At 71.3% G+C, this 11061-nt stretch carries 9 protein-coding genes; 6 read left to right on the forward strand and 3 right to left on the reverse strand.

What is annotated here, in order from left to right; translation table 11 throughout:
• The first annotated feature begins 29 nt into the window (after window positions 1-29).
• From ACFRKB_RS37415 to ACFRKB_RS37440, 6 genes are all read left to right on the forward strand, one after another.
• Window positions 30-1883, forward strand: coding sequence for an asparagine synthase-related protein (locus ACFRKB_RS37415; RefSeq protein WP_383111064.1), 1854 nt, complete (start codon window positions 30-32; stop codon window positions 1881-1883).
• Window positions 1880-2590, forward strand: a complete 711-nt coding sequence (locus ACFRKB_RS37420; protein WP_383111065.1) for a lasso peptide biosynthesis B2 protein — start codon at window positions 1880-1882, stop codon at window positions 2588-2590. Before ACFRKB_RS37415 ends, ACFRKB_RS37420 begins: the two co-directional genes overlap by 4 nt.
• A 108-nt stretch (window positions 2591-2698) precedes the next feature.
• Window positions 2699-4648, forward strand: a complete 1950-nt coding sequence (locus ACFRKB_RS37425; protein WP_383111066.1) for an ABC transporter ATP-binding protein — start codon at window positions 2699-2701, stop codon at window positions 4646-4648.
• Between the two features lie 258 nt (window positions 4649-4906).
• A complete protein-coding gene (locus tag ACFRKB_RS37430; RefSeq protein WP_383111067.1) occupies window positions 4907-5032 on the forward strand; it encodes a hypothetical protein in 126 nt (41 codons plus the stop codon).
• A gap of 537 nt (window positions 5033-5569) precedes the next feature.
• Entirely contained in the window at window positions 5570-5923 is a 354-nt protein-coding gene (locus ACFRKB_RS37435; RefSeq protein WP_383111068.1) for a hypothetical protein, read from the forward strand.
• A gap of 113 nt (window positions 5924-6036) precedes the next feature.
• Window positions 6037-6756, forward strand: a complete 720-nt coding sequence (locus ACFRKB_RS37440; protein ID WP_383111069.1) for an HNH endonuclease family protein — start codon at window positions 6037-6039, stop codon at window positions 6754-6756.
• Window positions 6757-7252: 496 nt separating this feature from the next.
• Here ACFRKB_RS37440 and ACFRKB_RS37445 read toward each other — a convergent pair whose 3' ends face one another.
• The 3 genes from ACFRKB_RS37445 to ACFRKB_RS37455 are packed head-to-tail and all read right to left on the reverse strand — an operon-like array spanning window position 7253 to window position 10498.
• Window positions 7253-7645 carry a hypothetical protein gene (locus ACFRKB_RS37445; RefSeq protein ID WP_383111070.1) on the reverse strand — a complete coding sequence of 131 codons (393 nt, stop codon included), beginning with the start codon at window positions 7643-7645 and terminating at the stop codon, window positions 7253-7255.
• Window positions 7635-8102 carry a hypothetical protein gene (locus ACFRKB_RS37450; RefSeq protein ID WP_383111071.1) on the reverse strand — a complete coding sequence of 156 codons (468 nt, stop codon included), beginning with the start codon at window positions 8100-8102 and terminating at the stop codon, window positions 7635-7637. Before ACFRKB_RS37450 ends, ACFRKB_RS37445 begins: the two co-directional genes overlap by 11 nt.
• Window positions 8099-10498 (reverse strand): DEAD/DEAH box helicase, encoded by a 2400-nt coding sequence (locus ACFRKB_RS37455; protein WP_383111072.1) that lies wholly within the window; start codon window positions 10496-10498, stop codon window positions 8099-8101. The genes ACFRKB_RS37450 and ACFRKB_RS37455 overlap by 4 nt, the downstream gene beginning before the upstream one ends.
• Between the last annotated feature and the right edge of the window lie 563 nt (window positions 10499-11061).

Here is an 11061-nt window from a genome sequence, read left to right on the forward strand (position 1 = left end):
CAGCCGATGACGAGTGAAAGGAGGCGGGGATGGCGATGCTGCGGTACGTCACGGGCTGGTTCGCACCCCGGGCAACGGGACCGGGCATCCGCCCGAGCGACGGGCGGGAGATCCTCAACCGGCCGGGGGCGAGGGCCTGGACGGTCGGACACGACATCCGGGAGACGGTCCTCGATGCCGCGCCGGACGATACGACGCTGGCGGCCGCCGGGCACTGCCTGGCCACTCCTGCCGAGCGGCGCGCCGCGCTGACGGCGGCCCGTACCGGGGATCTGCGGCACGCCGTGCGGCTGCCGGGCTCCTTCGCGACCTTGCTGTGGAGCGGGGGAGCGCTGCGGGTCGCCGGTGACCGCGCCGGGGTCGTGCCGGTCTACTGGTGCCGGCGGGACGGCGTGACCTGGTGGTCGACGGCCGCTGCCCCGCTGGCCGCGCTGACCGGCACCACGCCCGCGGTCCCGGTCCTGCTGGCCGACCTGACGCTGTTCGGCGTCGACACCCAGCTCGACCACGCCCGCTACGAGGGAGTGCGCCGGGTACCTCCGGGGCACGCCCTGCTGCTGCGCCCCGGGATTGCTCCGAGCACCGAAGTCCTGCCGCAACCGGGCCCGTTCTCCTTCGACCAGGGCGCGCGGCGGCTGCGCGACGCCCTGACCACGGCTGTCGGGCGCCGGGCGCAGGCGTACGAGCGGGTCTCCGCCGACCTGTCCGGCGGTATGGACAGCAGCACGGTCACCTGCCTGGCCGCCCGGCTCCGGCCGGTGGTGGCCGTCACCTATACGGACGCGCACCTGGCCGAGGACGACGACCTGATCTATGCCAGCCGTACGGCCGCCGACGTCCCCGGCATCACCCACACAGTCATCGACGCCCGCCGGCACAAGGCGAACCAGTTCGACGGCCTGGAGGACCCCGCCGCGCTCCCCGTGACGGACAGCCCTTCCCTGGCGCTCGGCCAGCTCGCCGTCAAGGCCGCCCAACTCGCTCCGGCCGCCGCGCACGCGACGCAGGCCCACCTGACCGGGCGAGGCGGTGACAACGTCCTGACGACGGAACACAGCTTCTACGTCGACCAGTTCCAGGTCGGCCGCCGCTGGGCGGCGCTGCGCGGCGCCGCCTCCTACGCCCGTGCGGAACGGGTCGCGCCGTGGCGCGTGTGGTGGCAGCTCGGACGCTCGGCGGCCACCAGCTATCCCCGAGCCCTGGACGGCCTTGCCCGGACGATCGCCGGGCCCCGCCCGCTGGCCGTTCAGCGCGCCGCACGGTGGGAGAACCTCGCCTGGTGCGGCATCTCCCCGGCCGCCGCATGGCTGACCGGTGCCGGCCGCCGCGCCGTCGCGGACCTCGTGCACGCCCGGGCCCAGGCCGCCGGCGCGCATGCGACCCCGGCGGCCCTGCACGACCGGCTCAACCTGGAGTTCATGGCCGGCAGCCACGCAGGCTACGACGCCATCGCCCGCCAGCTCTGGGGCGTGCCCATCCACGCACCGTTCCTGGACACGTCGGTCGCCTCCGCCTGCCTGGCCATCCCCAGCTACGACCGGACCCGTCAAGGCATCTACAAGCCCCTCGCCCAGGCCGCGTTCGACGGTCTCGTGCCCGGCTTCCTTCTCCACCGGCAGACCAAGACCGCCTTCACCAGCAGCCTCTACACCGGGCTCGCCACCAACGCGCCCACCCTCCGACGGATCCTCGCCACGTCAACGCTCGCGCAGGCAGGTCTCCTCGATGCGCGCCGCGCCGCCGCCGACCTCGAACGCGCCTTCGCGGGCGCCCCCGCGCCCCTGGCCGACCTCCACACCCTGATCAGCACCGAACTGTGGCTGGCCAACCTCCCCACCCGAACCACCTGGTGGCGACACGACACCGACCGGAGTCCCGCATGACCCCCCAGGTCTACACCGCCCTCCTGCCCGGCGGAGCCGCCGCAGTGATGGACATCCGCACCGGACGGGGCCAGTGGCGCCACCTCAACGCCACCGCCGCCGCCCTGTGGACGCAGATCACCGAAGGCGTTCCCCTCGCCCACGCGCTCGATGTCCTGTGCGACCGTTTCACGGACCAGGACGCGGACCGCGACATCGTACGAACCGACCTGACCGCCCTCGCCGCCCAACTCCACGCCACCGGCCTCCTCGGCGCCCACCCCGCCCCCGCCCCCGGCAACTCCCACCTCACCGTCCGGCTGACCCCTTCCACCACGGTGCGGCCCGCACCGGCCGACCGCGCCGCCGGGCTGTTCGGACTCTTCACCGCCCTCGCCCTGCTGCGCTGCGCCCCGATACGGTGCAGCGTCGCCCTGGCCGCATCGCTCGCCCGGCGCGACCGGCCTGCGGCGACCGCCGAGCAGGCCGACCATCTCTTCCAGGCCGTCCGGCGCGCGGGGCGCCTCTGGCCGGGACGGGTCGCCTGCCTGGAGGAGTCCCTCGCGGTCTACCTCGCCGCACGGCTGCGGGGCCGGCGAGTTGTGTGGGTGATCGGGGCCCGTACCGCCCCGGCCGCCGCGCACGCCTGGACCGAAGCCGCAGGAGAGGTGATCGGCCAGGACCTCGCTGACCGCCTCTGGCCCTACGCCCCCGCCCTGCGCATCTGAAGTCCGCCCGCTTCTCCGAAGTCGGCCCGGTTCGGCGACCTCCTCGAATCCCCATTCGCCACCCGCCAACGCCGTGACACCCCGGGCGGGCCGGTCGTTGCGGCATCTGTGACGACCTCCCGGGCAGACACCCCCACCACCACACGCCGTAGGCCCCTGCCCCGCAGCCGCCGCGCCCGCCCGCAGCCGCCGCTCATCCCGCAGTACAGCGTCAGCGCCGAGCGCCACGACGACGCCCTGGACGCCTCCTGGTGGACCATCGCCCGGCGCCTGCCCCGCCTCTCCGCCATCGTCGTACGGCTCGCCTGGTCCGCCGACCCGCGGGCCTGCGGACTCCTGTGCCTGCTGCTCCTCGTGTCCGGCACCGTCACCGCCGTCGGCCTGTACGCCACCACCGGGGCACTGGCGCCGCTGCTCGCCGCCGGCCCCGGCCCCATCGCCGACCGGCTACACGAGGCCCTTCCCTCACTCCTCATCGTCAGCGCGGCAGCCTCCGCCCGCTCCGTCGTCGCCGCGCTCACCGTCGCCACCACCGCCCGGATCGGCCCCGCCGTCGACGGCATCGCGGAAATCCGCTACCTCGAAGCCGCCACCCGCGCCCCGCTCGCCGCCTACGACGATCCCGCCTGGTGCGACCACAGCGAGGCCGCCTCCCGCGCCGCCAAGGACGCCCACCTGATGACGGAGGCCCTCACCACCGTCATCACCGCAATCCTCGGCCTCACCGCCGCCGCAGGGATCCTCACCCACCTCCACCCCGCACTCCTCCCACTGCTCCTCCTCGCGGTCGTTCCCCGCGGCTGGTCCGCCGTCCAGGCCGCCCGCGCCGCCTATCTCACCGACCGCCACACACTCGCCGACCGCCGCCTGCGCCACTCCCTGATGTTCCACACCGCCGGACGGGACCACGCCCTCGAAGTCCGCGCCAACACGATGCGCGCATGGCTGCTCGACCGCTTCCGCACCGTCACCACCCGTCTGGAAGAAGCCGCCGCCAGCGTGGGCCGCACCGCCGCGCGCTACCAGCTCGCCGGTGACGCCGCCGCCGGCACCGCCACCGGCGCCGTCTACGCCGCGCTCCTGTGGCTCACCGCCACCGGCCACATCCCCGCCGCCATCGCCGGCACCGCCTTCATCGCAGTCCAGACCAGCCAGCGACTCCTGACCGGCGTCGTACAAGGCGCCAACGCGGCCTACCGCACCGGCCTTTACATGGCCGACTGGGCCAACTTCCTCACCGACACCAGCACCCGCACCACCCGCATCACCCGCAGTGCCGCGCCCGGAAGCAATGAGCCCGTTCCCGACAACCCGCACGTCATCTCAGCGACCGGCGTGACCTTCGCATACCCGGGAAGCGAGACCCCGGCGATCCGCGACATCGACGTCAGCGTCCGCAAGGGCGAAGTCCTGGCGATCGTCGGCGCGAACGGCTCGGGCAAATCCACCCTCGCCAAGCTCCTGGCCGGCCTCTACACACCGGACACGGGGACAGTGCGCTGGGACGCCACCAACCTCGCCCACGCCGACCCCGAGCAGGTCTGGGCACGGCTCGCCATGCTCCCGCAGGACTTCGGCCGGTGGCCCGTTCCCGCCCGCGAGAACATCACCCTCGGCCAGGGCCCGGCAGACGACGCCTCCATCAACGCCGCCGCTCACGCCGCCGGCGCCGACACCGTACTGAACGCACTCCCCGACGGACTCGACACCAACCTCGCACCCTCCTGGTGGGGAGGACGCGATCTCTCCGGCGGCCAATGGCAGCGCATCGCCGCAGCCCGCGCGTTCTACCGCGACGCCCCCGTACTGATCTGTGACGAACCCACCTCAGCGCTCGACCCCCTCGCTGAAGAAGCCGTCTACGAACGCATCCGCACCCTGAGCGTCGGCCGGACCGTCATTCTGATTACCCACCGCCTCGGCTCCACCCGCGGCGCCGACCGCATCATCGTCCTCGACCGCGGACACCTCACCGAAGAGGGCAACCATCACACTCTCCTCCAGCAGAACGGGACATACGCGGCCATGTGGCGTGCCCAGGCGGAGACGTACACGTAGCCGGCCCCAATCTAGGTTCCGCGTCTCGGCGCAAATGTCGGCTGAGGCTGCGCACTCAATGCGCAACTCCGCGTCTGAGTGCGCAGTCGACCTCCCGACCAGCGCCGTTGTTGAGGGTGAGCCTTCACCGGACCGCGGTTCGTCCGACGAAGTGCGTACGTCCGGCCGACAGACTGAGTGCGCATCAGGGCTGGATTCTGGTGTTTCTGCAGGAACCAGTGCGCGCGAAGTCACGGACCCTAGACCCAAGGTCCTCCCATGCTGGCCGGGCGGTTGGCGGGCGCCGATCAGTGGGCGTCCTGGCGCTGGGACCCGGCCTGGCCGCCGCCGTGCCTGCCCCAGCGCGAGGAAGCCGGCCCCGGAGCGGTGGCGGCGAGCTGGTGAGACCCCGCCCTTGGACCGAGGGAGTCGGCGCTCGCCTCGTCCGCGCCTCTACGAACGCCTGGACCGCTTGGAGGCTACGCTTGCCCCGGAGAGAGTTGCACCGAGCGGGGGCTGAACCGTTGCCTGGACGGTTGCTTCCAGCGGGGGATCGCAGGTATGACCGAAGGTGTGGACCCCCCAATTCGGACACCGCCCGTTCTCGCAGGTCAACCCTCGTGGGCAAGCCCGTCCCGGACGGCGACACCTCTTTCCGCGCGATAGCCGTGGGAAGAGGCGTCGTGTCATCAGCCGGGGCCGGCGGCGAGTGCTGCTGGTGGAGCTCGGTGATCACGGCGATCCAGTCCCGCCGACCCGGGTCCGCCACCGTGCGGGTGGCCGGGCAGTTCGCTGAAGCGCCGGTCGTTCCCCGAGCGTCCCGGCGGGCGCCGGTGGGCGTCGAGGTATGCGCGTTCCGCCGGGTGCGGATCGCAGCGCCGGCCGTACGGGCCGGGCCGTACTCGGGGGCGGGGCTCGCCGCGCCTGCGTCAGCTGAGTGAGATGTGCGCCGACGCCGTCACCTCCACGGGCTGGAGCGCGGCGACGGCCGAGGACGCCCTCGACGCGATCGACGTCCTCACCACCGCCCTGTCGCAGACCAGCCCGGAAACCGCCAAGGCGCTCGCTGCTGCTGCGGCGGCCACCACGGACGCCCGCCGCCACCTCGGACTCCCCGCCGACCCCGCCCCCGGCCTCGATGGGAAGGAGCCGGCGGTGCCCGTGCCGCGTACCGGACAGAGCCCGATCCTGACGTGTCACCCCGGCCGCGGCCGAGGCGGCGTGGCCTCGGGCCCGGTTTCCAGGCATCTGTACGGAGCGCTGAGCCGCACGGGAGCTGATGGAAGCCGCGAATAGAGAGACGAGTTCGGCGCGGCGCGCCGGCGCATGTGTATTACTGCCCGTCACTGTCGGCTGCTCTCTGAGATTATGAGGGAGCATCAGCCCAGCACCTTTCTGGAGACTTCCCAGTGACAGCACGCCGTATCGCCTCCATCGCCACTGCCCTGCTCGCCACCGTCGCGCTCGCTGCGTGCAGCGCCGAGACTGTTGAGGCGGACGACGCCCGCCCGGCCGTCTCGGAGTCGCCCTCTCCGCCCGGTGCTGCCGGGGGCCCGGTCACCGGCCTGTCTCTTGCGGACGCGATCGCGAAGCTTCCGGTCGCCGCGGAGGTGCGAGACGGGTACAAGAGGGATTCCTTCAAGCACTGGGTGGATGAGGACGGCGACACCTGCAACACCCGTATGGAGGTACTGAAAGCGGAGGCCGTCGTGGCTCCGGAGCAGGGCCCGCGGTGCACGCTGACCGGCGGCGAGTGGCTGTCGTACTACGACGAGCAGACAGTCACCGACCCGAAGGGGCTCGACATCGACCACATGGTCCCCCTCGCCGAGGCATGGGACAGCGGCGCCTCGCAGTGGGACGCCGAACGGCGCGAGGCGTACGCAAACGACCTCGGAGCCGAACGCAGCCTGGTCGCGGTCACGGCGAAGACGAACAGGTCGAAGGCGGACAGGGACCCCCAGGACTGGATGCCCCCGGCCGAGTCCGCGCGCTGCACCTACCTGGTCGACTGGACCGCTACCAAGCTCCGCTGGACGCTCTCGGCCGACGAAGCCGAGGTCGCGGCGCTCCAGGAGCTGGCCGCCGGCTGCCCCGACAGCACCGTAAAATTCGAACTCGCCCCCTGACCAAGAGGGCCCACCCGCGGACCGCAGTCCTGGCCGGATGTGTCCTCGGTCATCCGCGAACGGGCGGCGAACGGGGCTTTCCGCCTGTTCAGCCCCGACGAGATCGCCTCCAACCGGCTGGAGCTGTCGGCGGACGGCTCGCTGCCGCCTTTGGGCGGTCGAGATCCTCAACGAGGAGATCTGCCACGGCTGGCGTCAGCCACCGCCTGAGCTGAAACCACAACGACCTCCGCTCGACACCCGGCTGGAGCGCCTCACCGACTCCCTCCCGGCCGCGACGTAGCCCGCCGGGGGACCGGGCCCAAGATCTCAGGGCCTACACGCACACCAGTGCGATGCCGCCGCCTCCGGGCCCCGGGCATCGCACTTCAGTGCGTGTAGGCCCTGGGGCACGGTGCCGCTGACCCGGGTCAGCGAAGGACCCCGGGCCGCAGCGTGCCCGGGGTCCTGCCTGCCAACGTCACGCCGCCCGCTCCAGCTTGGGGCGGCGGCACGATCACCAGTCGTCGGGCGCGCTGCCTACCCACGCGATGGGTCGGCCTTCGCTGTTGCGGCCCCAGTGCGGTTCCTCCATCGAGGTCTCGTGACCGTCGTCCAGGACGCAGATCCGTCCCCAGCGGCCGTGCTTGTCCGGACAGATTCCGGTGAGCCGGGCCGCGTCTCCGTCGCGCACGGCCTGGTCGTAGCGGTCCTGGAACGGCTGGAGACGGGCGCACAGCTCCCTGCAGAGCTCCGTCTCCGCCGCCTCGATGCGCGCCCCCGCCTCCCGCGCCTGCGGGTCGGACAGCACGAACGAAATGGCGTCCTCCGGCTCCGCGAAGGCACGGGTGCGGCCGTGCCGCCGTACGGCTTCCTGCACGCGCTGCTCCTCCGCATGGTCACCGGTCACGGCCGCTCTCCTCTCCACCGGAGGAAGCGAGAGCGGGGCCGGCCTTGGCAGCCTGCTCCGCGGCCGCGATCCGGTTGTGGAGGATCTCCCTGCCGATCAGCAGCGACCGGGTGACGCGGGCGCGCCCGCGCTGCCGGTAGGCGTTGTCGGCGGTGGAGACCAGCACGTCCAACGCCCGGTCCACGGCGCCGTCCCATCCGTTGCCGTACACGGTGCCGTGGGCGTCGGGAGCGCAGCCGGGCAGTTCCTCCACCCAGCAGTGCGCCCCGGCAACGGCGCCGGCCTCCATCGCGCAGACGAGTTCGTCCGCCTCATCGGGCTTCAGCCCGGCGGCCGCGAGGGCCGCGTGGACCTTCCTCCGGGCGTTGACCGCCATCGTCTGGTAGTCGCCCATCCGTTGACGCGGATCGGCGCTGACCTCCTGCTGGCCCGCTTCCTGATCGCCCGTGGTCGTCACGCTGCTCCTTCCGTCGCCGCCCACTCCAGCCCGAGCGCGGCGAGCGCCTGGAGCTTGTCGGCGGTCAGCTTGGCCCGGCGGCTGCGGTTGTTGCTCAGGAACACTCCGAGCTTGACTTCCGACCCGTCCGGCAATGCCTCTACGTGGGCCCTGGCGACCGTCACAGACCCGGTGCGGGCCTTGTACTGCGCGAGGGCCGCCACGCCCTTCTCGAAGGCGCTCACGGGCGTCGTGGGCTGTTTCGCCGGTGCTTCGAGTTCTGCGGCCATCGGTACGACGCCGATGGCCTCCAGGCGCTCGCGCTGCCCGGAGGTCAGGGCCGCCCAGACCTCCGGCTTGCGCTGCTTGGCCAGCCACTTCCCGATGTCCATCCCATGGACAGTGACCCCGGGTTCGACGTACGCGAGGATGCTCTCCTCCGCGAGCATCTCGCGCACCACAGCGAAGTGCCTCTGCCACTCCGGCGGCCATGACGGGTTCCAGTCCTCGTCAACCGCCTTCAACGCCGTCTCCCACTCGGGGTGTTCGGCCAGCGCACCGGGGCGGCGGAGGTTGGACAGCCACTGCCCCACCGGCCGGTCCAGCATGGCCGCACCCCGCGGCGCGCACAGCGTCCAGTGCTGCTCGAAGTACGCCTTCGCGGCCTCCAGGTTCTCCTGGAACCGCTCATCGGCCGGGGACCAGACCATGCCCAGCTTCTCCAGCCGCCCGGCACGCTGGCCGGTCATCTGCCCCGCCCCGTACGCCCGTCGCTGCTCCGCGACCCACTGCCCGAGCGGGTAGGCGCCCTCCTTGTACCCGTACGGAACCCTGGCGTGAAGCTCACGCTCGGTGAACTTCTTGAGTGACGCCCAGCCGCGAGCCCAGTCCTGCTTCTCCATGTCGATCACGTTGAAGGAAATCCAGTCTGCGACCATCACCGGATCACGCGGAGCCGCAAAACGGAGCAGAAGACGGGTTTCTTCCTCACCATCCTCGGGCTTGGAACCGATGTACTCGGACGGCTGCACCACGTCCTTCTGCGGCTCCTGCGGAATAGCCAGCAATTCCACGGCCTCTTCATCATGAGCCCGCAACCCCTCAAGGACTTTCACCAAAGGCCGGTACGATCCCGACGTGAACATATCCTCCGGCTGTTCATCGGGCTGGAGAAATACCGGCACGATCAGAGAGGCGAGTTTCCCTTGTCCCGGCTTTTGACGCAGTGCCCGGCCGATGGCCTGGACGATGTCGTGCGGGGCGCCCTTGGGGTCCAGGAGGGCCACGGAGTCCACCGCGCGGATGTCGACGCCCTCGCCCAGGACACGGCAGTTCGAGAGCACCGCGCGCCGGGCGGTGGTCCCGAACTGCCCCAGCACGTCGCGCCGGCGCTCGGGCACGTGCTCGCCACACAGCCAGTCCGCCCACACAGTCGCCGGGTACTTCTCGGGCTGGTCAGCGTGCAGCCGCTTCGCCACCCGCTCCAGGCCCTCCGCATACGCCGCGGCCTCTATCGTCCGGTGATGGAAGGTGATGCACGTCTGGAGCTGATGCTGCTCCATGGTGTGCAGGAGCGCCGCCTGGAGCGCCCCGAGCCGCTGCCCGCGCACCTCCTCACCGCGCCGCTCCTCGCCCATCAGCCGCTCCGGAGTGACCACCGGGTCCTGGAGCTCCAGGACGATGATCTGGTACCGCGCAAGCAGCTTGCGCGACACTGCCGACGCCAGCGACAGCTTGTAGAGCACCGGCCCGAACACGGCCTCATCGTCCATCGAGGCCGCCATCTCCTTCGGCAGCGCCTCACGCACCCCCTCCTCGACCTCCCAGTTCGGCCGCTCCTGCCAGATCCGCGGCGTCGCCGTCAGGTACAGCCGGCGGTGTGCCGGGATGATGTGCTGGTTGTGGATGTCGGCCCACGCCTTACCCATCGAGCCCGACGTCCGGTGCGCCTCATCCACCACAGCCAGGTCCAGCGGGGCGAGTTGCTGCCCATAGACGCCCTCGAACGCCTCCGCCAGCACCCCCAGCGACGCGTACGTCCCGAAGAAGGTGACGGGCCCCTCGCCGTGCCACAGCGCCAGCTGCACCGGGTTGGTGGTGGAGCGCACCTTCAGGTTCCACAGCTCCGGGTCGTCACTGAGGCTGCACACCGCGACCGCCGGCCCCGTGTGCCCAGCCTCGCGCCACGCCTGGACGGTCTGGGTCAGGAGATCCAGCGTCGGCACCAGAACGAGAATGCGCCCCTTGGGCACAAGCCTTTTCGCGGAGGCCGCGGCGATGATGGTTTTCCCTGTTCCGCACGCGGCGTGCACCTGCCCGCGCAGGCCATTGACGGGGATGCCGCCCGGCGGGATATCGAGGCCGCGCACAATGGCGGCAACGGCCTCGATCTGGTGGTCACGCAGTTTCACGGCCATTCCCGTGTTCTCCTTTTCGCGGAATTCGGCGCGCAATCAGAAATGAGAATCCGGCGTGACGCGAGGCGCCGGGGTGCTGCTGTCTGTACCCAGATGCTACACAGTCGGGGGCAGTGATGCATCATCCGTGCGGTATGTTCGCCCTGCAGGTTGATTCTTGGCCGAATCCCGCCCCACGCGCACGGTTCATAGGGTATTCTGGCGGGGTATTGGTGAACGTGAGCGGCCGGTTTCGAGGGTGGGGGAGTGGTTAGGGTGGAGCGCAGCGGAGCCCGTCACTGCAGTGGGGCCGGCACCCGATCGGGCCGACGGTCCGTCACCCTCGTTGCGGGGGTGGTGGGCAGGAACCCCAGGCCCTACACAGTCCCGCGCGCGATGCACCTCCCCTCGTAGCGAGCCCGGGTGATCGCGCTTGCGCGGTCGCCTTCAATTCGCGCTTGCGCGAATTGCATTCCTTTCGGAATTCCGTTTACGGAATTCCATTCCGGCGCTTGCGCCGGAATTCGAATTGCGCTTGCGCAATTCGCGCTCTATGCCCCGGCTTGCCGGGGCATATCCCGCTC

This window comes from Streptomyces scopuliridis, from assembly GCF_042790125.1.
GTDB lineage: Bacteria > Actinomycetota > Actinomycetes > Streptomycetales > Streptomycetaceae > Streptomyces > Streptomyces scopuliridis_A.

Excerpts from the sequence above, each read along its gene's own strand:
- ACFRKB_RS37415 (WP_383111064.1), top strand. The coding sequence starts at position 30 with ATGGCGATGCTGCGGTACGTCACGGGCTGGTTCGCACCCCGGGCAACG.
- ACFRKB_RS37420 (WP_383111065.1), top strand. The coding sequence starts at position 1,880 with ATGACCCCCCAGGTCTACACCGCCCTCCTGCCCGGCGGAGCCGCCGCA.
- ACFRKB_RS37430 (WP_383111067.1), top strand. The coding sequence starts at position 4,907 with ATGCTGGCCGGGCGGTTGGCGGGCGCCGATCAGTGGGCGTCCTGGCGC.
- ACFRKB_RS37435 (WP_383111068.1), top strand. The coding sequence starts at position 5,570 with ATGTGCGCCGACGCCGTCACCTCCACGGGCTGGAGCGCGGCGACGGCC.
- ACFRKB_RS37455 (WP_383111072.1), bottom strand. The coding sequence starts at position 10,498 with ATGGCCGTGAAACTGCGTGACCACCAGATCGAGGCCGTTGCCGCCATT.